Origin of the sequence: Streptomyces sp. NPDC048637 (assembly GCF_040650675.1) — a bacterium.
GTDB lineage: Bacteria > Actinomycetota > Actinomycetes > Streptomycetales > Streptomycetaceae > Streptomyces.
The window spans coordinates 69,320-84,858 of sequence record NZ_JBEZHQ010000023.1; the positions used below are offsets into that span (position 1 = coordinate 69,320).

Consider the following 15,539-nt stretch of genomic DNA (forward strand, 5'->3'; position numbering starts at 1 on the left):
GGTGGTGCGGTCGGTCAGCTCTTGTCGAACTTCTTGAATTCGGCGCTGAAGCGGGAGGCCCACTTCCCCTTGTCCACCTGGTAGGCGGTGATCATGGTGTTGGTGGTGTCGCCGTATTTGTCGAAGGCGATGGGGCCGGTGACACCGTCGAAGGTGACCTTGTTCATCGCGTCGACGACCTTCTTGCGGGCGTCGTCGGGGAGCTTGCCGTCGTTGTCCTCGACGACCTTCTTCACGGCCTGGATGATGGCCCAGGTCGAGTCGTAGGTGGAGCCGCCGTAGGCCTCGTAGGACTCCTTGAAGCCGGCTGCCTTGTAGTCGGCGATGAACTTCTTGGCGGAGGGGAGCTCCTCGACGGGCTTGCCGACGGAGGAGGCGTAGTCGCCCTGCGCCTTCTTGTTCAGCTTGATGTAGTCGCCGCTGTACATGCCGTCGCCGCCCATGAGGGGAACGGTGACGCCGCCGTCCTTGAGCTGCTGGCTGAGCGGGCCGGAGGCGGGGTACTCGCCGCCGTAGAAGACCAGGTCGGGCTTGGCGGACTTGACCTTGGAGACGACGGCCTTGAAGTCACGGTCGTCGGGGCTGACGTGTTCGGTGCCGGCGATCTTTCCGCCGAGCTTGCTGAACTGGTCCTTGAAGGAGGAGGCGAGGCCGACGCCGTAGGTCTTCTGGTCGTCGATCACATAGGCCTTCTTGGCCTTCATCTTCTCCCACGCGTACTGGCCGTCGAAGGCGCCCTGCACCTCGTCGGTGGTGGCGGTGCGGAAGTAGGTGGGGAAGGGGCGGACGCGCTTGTTCTGCTTCCAGTCCTTGCCCTGGGTGAGGTCGGGCGTGGTGTTCGCCGGCGATATCAGGGTGAGGTTGTTCTGCTTGGAGACCTGCTGCATGGACTGGGCGACGCCGGAGTTGAGCGGGCCGACGACGCCGAGCACGTCCTTGTCGCCCGCGAGCTTGGTGGCGTTCTGCTGGCCGACGTTGGGGAGGGCCTTGTCGTCGAGGGCTTCGAGCTTGAAGGTGACGCCCTTGACCTCACCGGCCTTGTTGGCGGTGTCGATGGCGAGCTGGGCGGAGTTGCGGATGCCCAGGCCCAGGGCGGAGAGCTCGCCGGTGGTGGGGGCGTCGAGGCCGATGACGACGGTGGTCTTGGAGCCGTCGCCGCTCTTGTTGTCGCCGCGGGAGCCGCACGCGGAGAGCGTGAGGGCGCCGGCGGTGACTGCGGTGGTGAGGAGAAGCAAGGAACGGTGACGCACGATCAGTCCTTTCCCTGGCGCGGCCACGGCTGTCGCATGGCCGTTCCGCGGCCGGGCGAGCTGGAGCGCGAGGGTGCGTGCCCCGTCAGCGGGCCCGGCGGCGCGGTGACTGGCGGTGACTCTAAGCCGGTGTTCGTCGCACCGGCAGAGGCGCCGACCAGGATGTGACGCTCTTGTTATGACCTTCGATGAGCGTTATGCCGTTATGGTCCTTACACCGCAGGGCGAACGCGGTGCGGAGGGTGAACTCGCACTTCCACGGGGGGATGGGGCGCGTGGTGACGGAACGGCGTCCGGATAGCGGATGCGCCGGTCAGGGTGGTGCCGATGCCCGTGGGGGGTACGGGAGTTGCGCCGGGCGGCGCACGGCACACGGGTTACTCAGAGTTACGGATACGTGGACGGCCCCGCTCCCGGGATCGGGGCGGGGCCGTGGCGGCGGGCCGGCGGAGCGCCGGCCGGGGTGGGTCAGCCGCGGTAGGCGTCGGTGTCCGCATCGCGCAGCATGCAGGTCAGCCGGGCGGTGCAGACCCGCTTGTCCTGTTCGTCGGTGATCACGATCTCGTAGGTGGCGGTGGAGCGGCCACGGTGTACGGGGGTGGCGACGCCGGTGACCAGTCCGGAGCGGGCGCCGCGGTGGTGGGTGCAGTTCAGGTCGACGCCGACGGCGAGCTTGGTGGGGCCGCCGTGGAGCATGGCGCCGACGGAGCCGAGGGTCTCGGCGAGGACGGCCGAGGCGCCGCCGTGCAGCAGCCCGTAGGGCTGGGTGTTGCCCTCGACGGGCATGGTGCCGACGATGCGCTCGGGGGCGGCTTCGGTGACCTGCACGCTCATCCGCTCGCCGAGGTGTCCGGCGGAGAAGAAGGAGGGCAGGTCCAGGCCGAGGCCGGTCCACTGGTCGAGGATTTCCTGCGGAAACTTGGTCGTGCTGCGCTCACCCATGCCTACGGCTCCGTTCGCTCGCCCGTGATCGTCGTCGATCCGTGCCTGTTCCTATCAGGCCCCTGAGCAAGCGCTCAGCGCGGGGTCGTCGTTCCCGCCGGCCTCCCTGTGGGCGGTCAGTCCTCCCGGGGGCTCTCCAGGCGGATCACGATCGACTTGGCGGCGGGGGTGTTGCTGGTGTCGGCGGTGTGGTCGAGCGGGATGAGGACATTGGTCTCGGGGTAGTAGGCGGCCGCGCAGCCGCGGGCCGTCGGGTAGTGCACGACGCGGAAGCCGGGCGCGCGCCGCTCGCTGCCGTCCGTCCATTCGCTGACCAGGTCGGTGTACGCGCCGTCGGCCAGGCCCCGTTCGCGGGCGTCGTCGGGGTGGACGAGCACTACCCGGCGGCCGTTCTTGATGCCGCGGTAGCGGTCGTCGAGGCCGTAGATGGTGGTGTTGTACTGGTCGTGCGAGCGCAGCGTCTGCAGCAGCAGCCGCCCTTCCGGGGCGGTGGGGTATTCGACGGGCGCGGCGGTGAAGTTGGCCTTCCCGGTGGCGGTGGGGAAGCTGCGGCTGTCCCGGGGGGCGTGCGGGAGGGCGAAGCCCCCGGGGCGGGCGACCTGGGTGTTGAAGTCCTCGAAGCCCGGGATGACCTGGGCGATACGGTCGCGGATTGTCGCGTAGTCCCGCGCGAACTCCTCCCAGGGGGTGCGGCTTCGGGCGCCGAGGACGCGGCGGGCCAGGCGGGAGACGATGGCCGTCTCGGACAGCAGCTGGGGGCCGGCGGGCTCCAGGCGGCCGCGGGAGGCGTGCACCATGCCCATGGAGTCCTCGACGGTCACGAACTGTTCGGCGCGCTTGCCGTCCGGGCCGGTCTGCACATCGCGTTCCGTACGGCCCAGTGTCGGCAGGATCAGTGCGCGGGCGCCGGTGATCACATGCGAGCGGTTGAGCTTGGTGGACACATGGACGGTCAGCCGGGCGCGGCGCATCGCGGCCTCGGTGACGTCGGTGTCGGGGGTGGCGGAGACGAAGTTGCCGCCCATCGCGAAGAACACCTTGGCCTGCCCGTCGCGCAGGGCGCGGATGGCGCGGACGACATCGAGGCCGTGCTCCCGGGGCGGGGCGAAGCCGAACTCCTTCTCCAGGGCGTCGAGGAAGGCGGGCGCGGGCCGCTCGAAGATGCCCATGGTGCGGTCGCCCTGGACGTTGCTGTGGCCGCGTACGGGGCAGACGCCGGCGCCGGGGCGGCCGATGTTGCCGCGCAGCAGGAGGAAGTTGACGACTTCCTGGATGGTGGGGACGGAGTGCTTGTGCTGGGTCAGGCCCATCGCCCAGCACACGATGGTGCGGCGCGAGCCGAGGACCATGGCGAGCGTGCGGTCGATCTCCTCGCGGGTCAGGCCGGTGGCGCGCAGGGTCTCGTCCCAGTCGTCATCGGCGCGGGCGGTGCGCGCGAACTCCTCGAAGCCGTGGGTGTGTTCGCGGATGAAGTCCTCGTCGAGGGCTCCGTCGGTGTCGAGGAGGAGGCGGTTGAGGGCGCGGAAGAGGGCCTGGTCGCCGCCGAGGCGTACCTGGAGGAAGAGGTCGGTGAGCGCGGTGCCGCCGCCGGCCAGCCCGCGGGGGGTCTGCGGGTTCTTGAAGCGCTCCAGTCCGGCCTCGGGCAGCGGGTTGATCGAGATGATCTTCGTGCCGCCGGCCTTGGCCTTCTCCAGGGCGGTGAGCATCCGCGGGTGGTTGGTGCCCGGGTTCTGGCCGGCGACGATGATCAGGTCGGCCTTGTAGAGGTCCTCCAGGAGGACGCTGCCCTTGCCGATGCCGATGGTCTCCGTCAGGGCGGAGCCCGACGACTCATGGCACATGTTGGAGCAGTCGGGGAGGTTGTTGGTGCCGAATTCGCGGGCGAAGAGCTGGTAGAGGAAGGCGGCTTCGTTGCTGGTGCGGCCGGAGGTGTAGAAGACGGCCTCGTCGGGGGAGCCGAGGGCGGTCAGCTCCTCGCCGACGATGTCGAAGGCCCGCTCCCAGGTCACCGGCTCGTAGTGGTCGGCGCCCTCGGCGAGGTACATGGGGTGGGTGAGGCGGCCCTGCTGGCCGAGCCAGTAGCCGCTGCGGGTCGCGAGGGCGGCGACGGAGTGCTCGGCGAAGAAGTCCGGGGTGACGCGGCGCAGGGTGGCCTCTTCGGCGACGGCCTTTGCGCCGTTCTCGCAGAATTCGGCGGTGTGCGGCTTGTCGGGCTCGGGCCAGGCGCAGCCGGGGCAGTCGAAGCCGTTCGGCTGGTTGACGCGCAGGAGGGTGAGGGCGGAACGGCGCACGCCCATCTGCTGCTGGGCGATGCGCAGGGCGTGGGTGAGGGCCGGCAGTCCGACGGCGGAGCGCTGGGGTTCGCTGACCTGGGGCGCGTCCTGGATGGGGTCCGACGCGGGCGGCTTGCCTGCCATGGCGCTCTCCCTTGAGCCGTGAGCTGGTGCGCGCTCCGCCGGAGCCGGCGGATCGTTGCGGTACGCATCAGATCCTGTCACGGACGCGCGGGGCGGTGTAGAGGCGATCGCCGGGGTGCGGACCGGGGAGCGGCCGGGTCTGCGGCGCGGCCCGGGGCGGGGTGCGGGCGGTGGCCGGGGCCGTGTGCGGTGAGGGGCCGGGGCCGCCGCGGCGGGGATTGTCAGTGGGGCGTGGCAGGATCGGGGGCGTGGCAGCAAAGGCAGCGAAGAAGAGCGAAACGACCGGTACCGAAGCGGCGGCGGGCGGTCGCCCCCGTCTGCTCCTGATGGACGGGCATTCCATGGCATACCGGGCGTTCTTCGCCCTGCCCGTGGAGAATTTCACGACCGTCACGGGACAACCGACCAATGCGATCTACGGCTTCGCGTCGATGCTCGCGAACACCCTGCGCGACGAGGCGCCCACGCATTTCGCGGTGGCGTTCGACGTCTCCCGCAAGACCTGGCGGTCCGAGGAGTTCGCCGACTACAAGGCGAACCGTTCCAAGACGCCCGACGAGTTCAAGGGCCAGGTCGAGCTGATCGGCGAGCTGCTCGACGCGATGCGGGTGAAGCGGTTCGCGGTCGACGGCTTCGAGGCTGACGACGTCATCGCCACGCTCACCGAGCAGGCCACCACGCAGGGCTTCGAGGTCTCGATCGTCACCGGCGACCGCGACTCCTTCCAGCTGGTCTCCGACGACGTCACGGTCCTCTACCCCACCAAGGGTGTCTCGGAGCTGACGCGCTTCACCCCGGAGAAGGTCTTCGAGAAGTACGGCCTGACCCCCGCCCAGTACCCCGACTTCGCCGCGCTGCGCGGCGACCCGTCCGACAACCTCCCCGGCATCCCCGGCGTCGGCGAGAAGACCGCCACGAAGTGGATCAACCAGTTCGGTTCGTTCGCGGAGTTGGTGGAGCGCGCCGACGAGGTCAAGGGCAAGGCGGGCGCCAACCTCCGCGAGCACCTGGAGGCGGTCAAGCTCAACCGCCGGCTGACGGAGATGGTGCGCGATGTCGAGCTGTCGTGCGGCCCGGCGGAGCTGACCCGCGAGGCGTACGACCGTGAGGCGCTCACGGTGTTCCTCAACGCACTGGAGATCCGCAACCAGGGCCTGCGGGACCGGCTGCACGCCGTCGACCCGGGCGCCGAGGAGGCCGCGGAGGAGACCGCCCCGGCCGCCGGCGTGGAGGTGGACGGCACGGTCATCGGTACGGGCGAACTCGCTCCGTGGCTGGCCGCTCACGGCACGGGCCCCCTGGGCGTGGCCACCGTCGATGTGTGGACGCTGGGCAGCGGCAGCGTCGCCGAGGTGGCGCTCGCCGCCCCCGACGGCCCGGCCGCCTGGTTCGACCCGGCCCAGCTCGACGAGGCCGACGAGCAGGCCTTCGCCGCCTGGAGCGCCGACGCCGCCCGCCCCAAGGTGATGCACAACGCCAAGGGCCTGATGCGCGTCTTCGGCGAGCACGGCTGGCGCATCGACGGCGTCACCATGGACACCGCACTGGCCGCCTATCTGGTCAAGCCGGGCCGCCGCTCCTTCGCGCTGGACGCACTGTCCCTCGAATACCTGGGGCGTGACCTCGCCCCGGCCGCGGCCGGCGACGGCCAGCTGGCGTTCGGCGCGGACGAGCAGGCCGAGGCCGAGGCCCTGATGGCGCAGGCGCGCACGGTCCTCGACCTGGGGACGGCGTTCGAGGCGAAGCTGGCGGAGGTCGGCGCGGCCGAGCTGCTGCGCGAGGTGGAGCTGCCGACCAGCACGCTGCTGGCCCGGATGGAGCGGGCCGGTATCGCCGCGGACCGGGGCTGGCTGGAGCGGATGGAGCAGCAGTTCGCGGGCGCGGTGCAGCAGGCCGTCAAGGAGGCGCACGCCGCCGCGGGCCATGAGTTCAACCTGGGCTCGCCCAAGCAGCTGCAGGAGGTCCTCTTCGGCGAGCTGGGTCTGCCCAAGACCAAGAAGACCAAGACGGGTTACACCACCGACGCCGATGCGCTCGCCTGGCTGGCCGCGCAGACCGACAACGAACTCCCGGTGATCATGCTCCGGCACCGTGAGCAGGCCAAGCTGCGCACGACCGTCGAGGGCCTGATCAAGACCATCGCCGCCGACGGCCGGATCCACACCACCTTCAACCAGACCGTGGCGGCCACCGGCCGGCTGTCCTCCACGGACCCCAATCTGCAGAACATCCCGGTGCGCACGGACGAGGGCCGGGCGATCCGCCGCGGCTTCGTCGTCGGCGAGGGCTTCGAATCGCTGCTGACCGCCGACTACAGCCAGATCGAGCTGCGGGTGATGGCCCATCTCTCCGAGGACGAGGGCCTGATCGAGGCGTTCACCTCCGGTGAGGACCTGCACACCACCGTCGCCTCCCATGTCTTCTCGGTCGACAAGACCAAGGTCGACCCGGAGATGCGCCGCAAGATCAAGGCGATGTCCTACGGCCTGGCGTACGGGCTGTCGGCCTTCGGCCTCGCCCAGCAGCTGGGCATCCAGCCCGATGAGGCCCGCAAGCTGATGGACAACTTCTTCGAGCGGTTCGGCGGGGTGCGCGACTACCTCCAGCGTGTCGTGGAGGAGGCCCGCGCCACCGGCTACACGGAGACCATGCTCGGCCGCCGCCGCTATCTCCCCGACCTCAACAGCGACAACCGCCAGCGCCGCGAAATGGCCGAGCGGATGGCGCTGAACGCCCCGATCCAGGGCACCGCCGCCGATATCGTCAAGATCGCGATGCTGCGGGTCGACGCGGCGCTGCGGGCCGCGGAGCTGGAGTCCCGGCTGCTGCTCCAGGTCCACGACGAAATCGTCGTGGAGGTGGCCCCCGGCGAACGCAAGAAGGTCGAGGAACTGGTCCGCCGCGAAATGGCCGCAGCGGTCGAACTGAGCGCTCCTCTGGACGTCTCGGTCGGCTCCGGCAAGGACTGGGAGTCGGCGGCGCACTGAGCCGGAACGCGGGCCGGTGACGGCGCGGGCGCCCCGCGCCGTCACCGGCCACGCCGCCCCGGCCGCAACCCGGCCCGCACCGCACCGAGTTGTGGCCGGATCCGGCCCGCTCAGCGGTGGCGGCAGCACAGTCGTCGCCCGACGCGCCATGGATCTTGTTCACCTCGAAAGCGCTCTGCTTTGATCACCCCGTGATGCGTCGTGTGGCCCGAGCCCTGGGCACCTATGTCTCCCGCAGCCCGGTCACGGCCGGCTATGCCGGACTGCTGTTGTCGACCCATCTGTGGTGCACAGCGGTGCTGTCCACCGCGGAGGCACAGCGGGTGGTGCTCGGCGTCAGTACGAATCTGGACAACCTGCAGGACCGTCCGGTGCGTGTACTGGCGGGCAGCATGCTGTTCTTCGACGGCACGCTGACCGATTTCGCCTCGGATGCCTTCGCCGGCACGCTGATCACGCTCGGCCTCGGTGTCATCGTGTGCCTGGCGTGGCTGGAGCGACGGTACGGAGCGGCACGTGCCTACGGCCTCTTCGTCCTGGGGCATCTCGCCGCCACACTGCTGACCGTGCCGCTGATCCACGTGGCCCTCGCCCACGGCTGGTATCCGGACAGCGTCCGGCACGCCACCGACTTCGGGATCAGTTACGGGGCCGAGGCGGTGCTCGCGACGGGGGCGTTCCTGCTGCGCCGGGCGCGGTGGCCCGCGGCGGCCGGTGTCGTCGCCTGGCCGGTGCTCGGCGGCGACTGGAGCGGGAAGCTGCCCGACTTCACCACCGTCGGACATCTGCTGGCGGCCGCCATCGGCTTCGTCTGCGGCGCCTGCCTGCTGCGGGCCGCCCGGCGCGCCGCCCCGGTGCCGGTGCCGCAGCCCGCCCCGGCCCTGGTCGAGGTCGAGTAGCCCGACGAGGTGCCGCGGGCGCGGGTACCCAACTGACTCCCCGGCACCGTCACTCGGCGCCGGGTGACGTGTTCCGCGACGCGGCCGCGGCACCCGACGGCGACACCGCCCGGGGTGCGTTCCGCGCCGTGGGTGCCGGCAGCCGGCCCGTGGCGTCGGCCGCCCGGGCGCGGCGGTGCAGCAGCCGTACGGCCACCGCGTAGAGCGGCAGCCCGAGGACGAGGCCGGCCCCGGCGCCGAAGAGCACGGTCGGGAGGTAGTCGAGCCAGGCCGCCGCGGGACCGTACACGGCGCGCGCCCGCAGGACCCGGTGCACGGCGCCGGCCGCGACACACAGCGCGAGCGGGGCGGTCAGCAGCAGCCGCAGCCGTACGGTCAGCACCGGTACCGCGGCCGGCATGGCCGTCCCGGCCGCCGCGGGACCGCCGGTGCCGCCGCGCCCCCGGAGGAGCGGCCACAGAAACGCGGCCATCGCCGCCAGGGCGAGCGCCGAGGTGCCGTACTGCACGTAGGTGGAGACCGGCAGGCCGCCCACCACCCGGTCCAGACCGGGAACCAGCCGGGTGCCCCAGCGGCCCGGGTGGGTGAACGCGTCCCAGACCACATGGGTCACCGCCCCGAGGACCGCCGAGACCAGAAACCAGCCCACCAGGGCGGCGAGTTCGCGGGGACCCCGGGGGCGCCAGGGCCGGCCGAGGAGGAAGGTGTGGACCGGGCCCCGCCAGGCCCGGGGCAGCAGCGCGGTCAACGGCTCGCGCACCAGCAGCCAGCCGCCCACGAGCGCCGCGGTGACCAGCACATCCACGGTCAGCACACCGGACAGCGAGTGCGTGACCTCGCCGAAGGCCATGCCGCCCGGAACCAAGGTGTCCGCGTAGTACGTCATATCAGGTGCGAACGACCCCGCCACGAGCGCCGAGGCGACCAGCGGACCACGGGCCGCACCGGTCCGCCGGATGGCCGGGAGCACGGCGGCGGCATGGCTGAGCGTGAACGGCATGTGCCTCTCCTCGATCGATTCAGATCATTATGTGTCTGATGCGGGTGGTAGATGCCTGGCCCGAGTTGTCGTAGTCTCGCCTGAGTTGGAGCGCTGGGGAGCGCGATACCGCGTCAGGAGCGCGGTAGGGCAATGCGGAGGGGACCACGTATGGCAGCCACATTCCGACGGCGGCTCCAAAGGGGAGCGGCCTCGACGGCCGTGGCGGCCCTGGTGCTTGCCGCGCTGACCGCCTCTCAGGCGCCGGGCGCCACCGGCGCCGCGGCCGCCAAACGGCCGCCGGCCCCGCCCCCCGCCGACACTCCGATCGACGGCGGTTCGGCGTACTACACCGACCTGCCGCCCCTCAACAGCCCGGTACCGCCGCACGGTTCGCACCACACCGGCCAGGGCCCCGCCACCGGCCGGGGACCCGCCGAGGCCGGTCTCCCCGCCACCGTCCTGGCCGCGTACAAGAAGGCCGCGACCACGATCGGCACCTCCGACCCGGGCTGCCGGCTGCCCTGGCAGCTGCTCGCCGGGATCGGCAAGGTCGAATCCGGACAGGCGCGCGGCGGAGCGGTCGACGCCGAAGGCACCACCGTCCAGCCGATCCTCGGCCCGCAGCTCAACGGCCGTGGTTTCGCGCGGATCACCGACACCGACGGCGGCCGCTTGGACGGCGACCTCACCCACGACCGTGCCGTGGGCCCGATGCAGTTCATCCCGTCCACCTGGTCCGACGGCGGCCCCGACGGCACCGGTTGGGGCGCCGACGGCAACGGCGACGGCAAGAAGGACCCCCACAACGTCTTCGACGCGGCGCTCGCCGCGGGCCGCTATCTCTGCGCCGGCGGCCGCGATCTGACGGCCCAGGGCGACCTGGACCGGGCGATACTCGGCTACAACCACTCCGAGGAATATCTGCGCACCGTGCTGTCCTGGTACGCGTTCTACCGCAACGGCACCCACGAGGTACCGGACGGCAAGGGCGTGCTGCCGGTCCACCGCGACCCCGGACGGCACGACAGCGACAACGGCGGCCGGTCCGCAGGCCGTAAGCACCACGGCCCCGGCCCCGGCGGCACGCCGGGCAAGAGCCCGCGCCCCGGCGGCTCCGGCAAGCCCGGCAAGGGACAGCACCACCCCGGCAAGCCGGGCCGCCCGGACGGCACCGGCCCCACACCGGGCGGCACCCAGCCGCCCACCCAGAAGCCCACCCCCACCCCCGAGCCGCCCACCCGGCCCGCACACCCCACCACCCTCGTACGGACCGGCGACAAGGACCTGAGCACCACCGCGGGCACCGAGTTCGCCACCCCGCCGCAGGTCCGCGCCCAGGACGCCAAGGGCAAGGCCGTCGCCGGCGCCCCCGTCCGCTTCACCCTCCCCCCGACCACCGACGCCCGCTTCCCCGGTGGTGCGACCGCCGTCACCGTCAAGACGGACAAGGACGGCCTGGCCACCGCCCCCACCCTGCGCGCGGGCGACCGGACCGGAACCTTCAGCATCCGGGTCACCGCCGCGGAGCACACCGCGCCCGCCGTCGAGGTCGGCGCCACCGTCAAGGCCAAGCCCGCCCCGAAGGCCGACAAGCTCGCCCGCACCTCGGACAAGGCGCTGACGGCGACCGCCGGGAAGGCCTTCGCGGAGGACGCCGTCGAGATCAAGGCGACCTACCAGGACAAGACCGCGGCGGGTGTCGCGGTCACCGCCACCATGGTCACCGACGACCCGAAGCAGCCCGTGGAGAACGACAAGGGCCCCTACTTCAAGGACCCCGAGGCCACCGGCGCCGACAAGGACAAGCCGGTCCGCACGCTCACCGGCCTCACCACGGACGCCAACGGCCTGCTGAAACTCCCGAAGATCTACACCGACGCGCACCCGGGCACGTTCCTGCTGCGGCTGACCACCGCCGACGGCGCCGTACTCACCGTCAAGCTGAAGGTCGCCGCCCCGGCCGGCTCCTGACCCCACCACCCGGCCCGTCCGCACGGCCGGTTCCGCACCCCGGGCCGGCCTCCGCGCCCGCCACGTCTCCGCCGTCCTGCCCGCCGTCCCGGGCAGGACGGCGGTGCAACGTGTTCTCATCTCTGCCGCCCGTTGCTACGGTGCCCCCGCCCTGACGCCGTATCAGCTCCCGGGAGGCCGACCATGCGCGCCCTGACAGCAGCCGCGGTCGGACTGGCCGCGGCGCTCGCCCTCGTCCTCACCCTCACGGCGACCGGCGCACCCAGCGGCACCACCTCGCCCGAACCGCTGCTGACCGCCGTCCCCAAGCACCCCTGAGGGAGGGACGCGACCGTCATGCGCCGTACTGTGCCCACCCCGAGGACCCCCAACGGGCCGCCTGCCGCCCCCGGCCGCCGCCGGCCGCCGCGCGGAATGCGCCGCAGGGCGAGCCTGGTACTGCTCGCCTGCGCCGTCTTCTTCACCGCCCTGTCCCCGCTGATGCGGTGGTACGCCTTCCCCCGGCTCGCCAAGATCCCACCCGGCCAGTACCAGACCATGGTCCTGGAAGCCCGGCCCGCCACCCTCCTCAACTACGGGACGATGAAGGCCGAACGCGTCCCGAAGGTCACCATCGTGCAGACCCTCAAGGGCGATGTCGCCGCCTCCGACCGGATCGAGAAGTCCGCCGGCCGGGACCTCGTCGTCTGGAACACGCTGTCCTACGTCGCCGGACCCGACGGCAAGATGGTCTCCGCCATCCCCGAGCGCTACATCTTCGACGCGCACTCCCAGGAACCCGTGCACGCCACCGGCGAGATGGTCGACGGCGACCCGGTCCGCCGCGAAGGCATCGAGTACAAATGGCCGTTCCTCACCGAGCGGCGCGACTACACCTACTTCGACGCCCAGACCCGCACCTCGGCCCCCATCCACTACAAGGGGACCCGCACCTTCCGCGGCCTGGAGGTCTACTACTTCGAGCAGACCATCCCCTGGACCAAGGTCGCCCTCCCCAAGAAGATGCCGGTCAAGGGCATCACCCCACAGTCCGTCGAGAAGATGGGCACCACCCGCTGGTACACCACCAAGCGGATGTTCTGGGTCGAGCCGGGCACCGGCGCCCCGGTCAACGGCCAGGAGATCCACCGGGAAGAGCTGCGCGGCGGTGATCTGCTGCCCGGCGGCGGCAAGGTCACCGCCTTCGCCGGCCATGTGAAGATGCGCGACGACTACGTCGACTCCACCGTGGCCCTGGTGACCTCACAGCGCACCCTCGTCCTGCTGCTCACCCGCTACCTCCCCTGGGGATTCCTGCTCCTCGGCGCCGCGCTGCTCGCCCTGAGCCTGCACCTCGAAGCCCGCGGCCGCCGCCCCGCCACCGCACCGGCCCGGCCATCCGCCGCTGCGGCACCGGCCGGCGACGGCACCACAGGCGCCGGCCCGTGACGCCGGTCAGCCCCGCCCCCGCCGCGCCGACGTGTGCCGGGTCGGCTCCGCCGCCGAAGGATCCTCCGGCCAGGGATGCTTCGGATAGCGGCCGCGCAACTCCGCCCGTACGGACCGGTATCCGTCCCGCCAGAACGAGGCGAGATCGGCCGTGACGGCGGCCGGACGCCCCGCGGGGGAGAGCAGATGCACCAGCACGGGAACCCGCCCGCCGGCCACCCGCGGCGACTCCTGCCAGCCGAACAACTCCTGCAGTTTGACCGCCAGCACCGGCTGCGCACCGCCGTAGTCCACCCGCACCCGTGAACCGCTCGGCACCTCGACCCGCTCCGGCGCCAGCTCATCGAAGCGGGCCGCGTCGCCGGTCGCCCACGGCAGCAGCCGGGCCAGCGCCTGCCCCGCATCGATCCGCTCCAGATCGGCCCGCCGCCGCGCCCGTCCGAGCTCCACCCCCAGCCATTCCTCGACGCGCTCCAGCAGCGCCGCATCCGAGACATCGGGCCAGGGCGCCCCCAACTCCCGGTGCACGAACGCCATCCGCTGCCGCAACGACACCGCGGCGGCCGACCACCGCAGCAGACCGAGCCCCTCCCGGCGCAGGCCCGACACCACCGCGTCCCGCAGCAGCCCCGGGTCGGGCGCGGTCAGCGGCCGGGCCGTGAGCTCGATCGCCCCCAGCCGGGTCACGCGCCTGGCCACCACATCCCCGTCCGACCAGCGGACCTCCTCACCCGACGCGTACAACGCCGGCGCCGCCGCACACGCCGTCTCCTCATCGATCACCGCCGCGAGCCGCACCCGCGCCGACGCGGCCGCCACCGGCCGGTCCGCCACCGCGACCGCCAGCCACTCCGCCTCCCGCAGCCCCGAACCGTCCCCCCTGCCCGAAGAGCCCCGACCCGCCCCCGCCGGCTCGGCCCCGGTCCCGGACGCCATCAGGTAACTCCCGGCACCACGGGCCCGGGCCACCCGTTCCGGGAACGCCAGCGCGGCAAGAAGACCCGCCGCGGCGTCATCGGTGAGCGGTGCGGCACCGGACCGGCCGCCGCCCGCACCCGACCCGGCCCGCGGCTCCCCGGCCGCCGACGCCAACCGCCGCGCCTCCTGCCGCCACCGCGCTCCGTACGCATCGCCGCCCCGCCGCGCGGTGCGCCACGCGGCCGCCAGATCATCCCCATAGGCCCGCGGCGGCTCCTCGCTCAGCAGGGCGACCACCTCCGCCGCGCGCCGCACACCGACCTCGGGCGCCCCGTCCAGCAGGGCACGCGCCAGCCGCGGATGCAGTCCGAGCCGCGCCATCCGCACGCCCCGCTCCGTCGCCCGGCCGGCCCCGTCCACCGCACCGATCGCCGTCAGCACCTCCCGTGCCGCGGCCAGCGCCCCGGCCGGCGGCGCGTCGAGCAGCGCGAGAGTGCCGGCCGCCGGATCGCCCCAGCAGGCCGCCTGCAGGGCGAACGCCGTCAGATCGGCGACCTTGATCTCCGGATCGGGGAAGGCCGGCAGCCGCCCGTCCTCCCCCTCCGCCCAGCAGCGGTACACCGCACCCGGTGCCTCCCGGCCCGCCCGCCCGGCGCGCTGCCGGGCCGCCGCCCGGGAGGCCCGCACCGTGGTGAGCGCGCTGAGCCCGCGCGCATGATCCGTCCGCGGCACCCGCGCCAGCCCGCTGTCCACCACCACCCGCACGCCCGGCACGGTCAGGCTGGACTCCGCCACCGACGTCGCCAGCACCACTCTCCGTACGCCGTTCCCGCCCGCCAATACGGCGTCCTGCACCTCGGCCGGTGCCCGCCCGTGCACCTGCAGCACCTCGGCGGCCACCCCGGCCAGCTCCCCGGCGACCCGCCCGATCTCCCCGACACCGGGAAGGAAACACAGCACATCCCCCGACCGCTCACGCAGCGCCCGCCGGACCACCCCCGCCACATGCGTCAGCAGCGCCGGATCCACCCGCGTCCCGTGCGCCGGCCGCACCGGCCGCTCCGGCGGCGCCCACACCACCTCCACGGGATACGACACGCCCGCCGCCTCGACCACCGGCGCGGCACCCTGCGCACCGCCCAGCAGCCGCGCCCAGCCCTCCGCGTCCGTCGTGGCGGACGCCGCCACCAGCCGCAGCTCGGGCCGCAGCGTCTCCCGTACGTCCAAAAGGAACGCCGCGGAGGTATCGGCGTCGAGATGCCGCTCATGGCACTCGTCGAGCACCACCACATCGACCCCGGCCAGCTCCGGATCGCGCTGCAGCCGCTGCAGCAGCACTCCGGTGGTCACCACCTCCACGGTGGTACGCGGCCCGGCCCGGCGCTCACCCCGCACCGTGAACCCCACCCGGCCCCAGCCCTGCGCCGGGGGAGCCCCCGTGCCGATCTCCTCGCCCAGCAGCCAGGCCATCCGCCGCGCGGCCGCACGGGCCGCCATCCGGCGCGGCTCGGCGACCAGCACCCGCCGCACCGGCCCCTCGCCGGTCAGGCCCGCCAGATCCAGCGGTACCAAGGTCGTCTTGCCGGTACCCGGCGGGGCACACAGCACCGCACTCCCGGGCCCGTCGAGAGCGGCGCGCAGCGCGGGCAACGCGGTACGGACGGGCAACTGGGCGAGGGCGTCACGGCGGATCACGCCCCCAGTCTGCCGCCCCGGGCACCTACCCCGGCCCCCTACCCCGGTCC

Annotated in this window: 10 protein-coding genes; 5 read left to right on the forward strand and 5 right to left on the reverse strand. The window is 72.6% G+C overall.

Annotated elements, in window-relative coordinates; genetic code table 11:
- Nucleotides 1–14 precede the first annotated feature (14 nt).
- The 3 genes from AB0C46_RS26000 to AB0C46_RS26010 all read right to left on the reverse strand — a co-directional run bounded on the left by AB0C46_RS26000 (nucleotide 15) and on the right by AB0C46_RS26010 (nucleotide 4,609).
- Nucleotides 15–1,235, reverse strand: a complete 1,221-nt coding sequence (locus tag AB0C46_RS26000; RefSeq protein ID WP_362830727.1) for a branched-chain amino acid ABC transporter substrate-binding protein — start codon at nucleotides 1,233–1,235, stop codon at nucleotides 15–17.
- A 483-nt stretch (nucleotides 1,236–1,718) separates the two neighbouring features.
- On the reverse strand, nucleotides 1,719–2,192 hold the full coding sequence (locus AB0C46_RS26005) for a PaaI family thioesterase (protein ID WP_362830654.1): 474 nt from the start codon (nucleotides 2,190–2,192) through the stop codon (nucleotides 1,719–1,721).
- A 116-nt stretch (nucleotides 2,193–2,308) separates the two neighbouring features.
- A complete protein-coding gene (locus tag AB0C46_RS26010; protein WP_362830656.1) occupies nucleotides 2,309–4,609 on the reverse strand; it encodes an FdhF/YdeP family oxidoreductase in 2,301 nt (766 codons plus the stop codon).
- Nucleotides 4,610–4,857: 248 nt separating this feature from the next.
- Between AB0C46_RS26010 and polA the strand changes: the two genes are divergently transcribed.
- On the forward strand, nucleotides 4,858–7,596 hold the full coding sequence (gene polA, locus AB0C46_RS26015; RefSeq protein WP_362830658.1) for a DNA polymerase I: 2,739 nt from the start codon (nucleotides 4,858–4,860) through the stop codon (nucleotides 7,594–7,596).
- A gap of 194 nt (nucleotides 7,597–7,790) precedes the next feature.
- Nucleotides 7,791–8,495, forward strand: a complete 705-nt coding sequence (locus tag AB0C46_RS26020) for a rhomboid-like protein (protein WP_362830729.1) — start codon at nucleotides 7,791–7,793, stop codon at nucleotides 8,493–8,495.
- A gap of 49 nt (nucleotides 8,496–8,544) precedes the next feature.
- On the opposite strand, the gene AB0C46_RS26025 is transcribed toward AB0C46_RS26020, so the two are convergent.
- A complete protein-coding gene (locus tag AB0C46_RS26025; RefSeq protein ID WP_362830660.1) occupies nucleotides 8,545–9,495 on the reverse strand; it encodes a DUF4184 family protein in 951 nt (316 codons plus the stop codon).
- 150 nt (nucleotides 9,496–9,645) lie between these two features.
- On the opposite strand from AB0C46_RS26025, the gene AB0C46_RS26030 reads away from it, so the two are divergent.
- The 3 genes from AB0C46_RS26030 (at nucleotide 9,646) to AB0C46_RS26040 (ending at nucleotide 12,876) form a co-directional block, all read left to right on the forward strand.
- A complete protein-coding gene (locus tag AB0C46_RS26030) occupies nucleotides 9,646–11,448 on the forward strand; it encodes a lytic transglycosylase (protein ID WP_362830662.1) in 1,803 nt (600 codons plus the stop codon).
- Nucleotides 11,449–11,631: 183 nt separating this feature from the next.
- A complete protein-coding gene (locus tag AB0C46_RS26035) occupies nucleotides 11,632–11,766 on the forward strand; it encodes an SPW_0924 family protein (RefSeq protein WP_362830664.1) in 135 nt (44 codons plus the stop codon).
- Nucleotides 11,767–11,862: 96 nt separating this feature from the next.
- Entirely contained in the window at nucleotides 11,863–12,876 is a 1,014-nt protein-coding gene (locus AB0C46_RS26040; RefSeq protein ID WP_362830730.1) for a DUF3068 domain-containing protein, read from the forward strand.
- A gap of 6 nt (nucleotides 12,877–12,882) precedes the next feature.
- On the opposite strand, the gene hrpB is transcribed toward AB0C46_RS26040, so the two are convergent.
- Nucleotides 12,883–15,489 (reverse strand): ATP-dependent helicase HrpB, encoded by a 2,607-nt coding sequence (hrpB, locus tag AB0C46_RS26045; protein ID WP_362830666.1) that lies wholly within the window; start codon nucleotides 15,487–15,489, stop codon nucleotides 12,883–12,885.
- Between the last annotated feature and the right edge of the window lie 50 nt (nucleotides 15,490–15,539).

Bases quoted from the DNA above. Each gene is read 5' to 3' on its own strand.
- AB0C46_RS26025 (WP_362830660.1), bottom strand. From the start codon at position 9,495: ATGCCGTTCACGCTCAGCCATGCCGCCGCCGTGCTCCCGGCCATCCGG.
- AB0C46_RS26035 (WP_362830664.1), top strand. From the start codon at position 11,632: ATGCGCGCCCTGACAGCAGCCGCGGTCGGACTGGCCGCGGCGCTCGCC.
- AB0C46_RS26040 (WP_362830730.1), top strand. From the start codon at position 11,863: ATGCGCCGCAGGGCGAGCCTGGTACTGCTCGCCTGCGCCGTCTTCTTC.
- AB0C46_RS26005 (WP_362830654.1), bottom strand. From the start codon at position 2,192: ATGGGTGAGCGCAGCACGACCAAGTTTCCGCAGGAAATCCTCGACCAG.
- AB0C46_RS26010 (WP_362830656.1), bottom strand. From the start codon at position 4,609: ATGGCAGGCAAGCCGCCCGCGTCGGACCCCATCCAGGACGCGCCCCAG.
- AB0C46_RS26030 (WP_362830662.1), top strand. From the start codon at position 9,646: ATGGCAGCCACATTCCGACGGCGGCTCCAAAGGGGAGCGGCCTCGACG.
- AB0C46_RS26020 (WP_362830729.1), top strand. From the start codon at position 7,791: ATGCGTCGTGTGGCCCGAGCCCTGGGCACCTATGTCTCCCGCAGCCCG.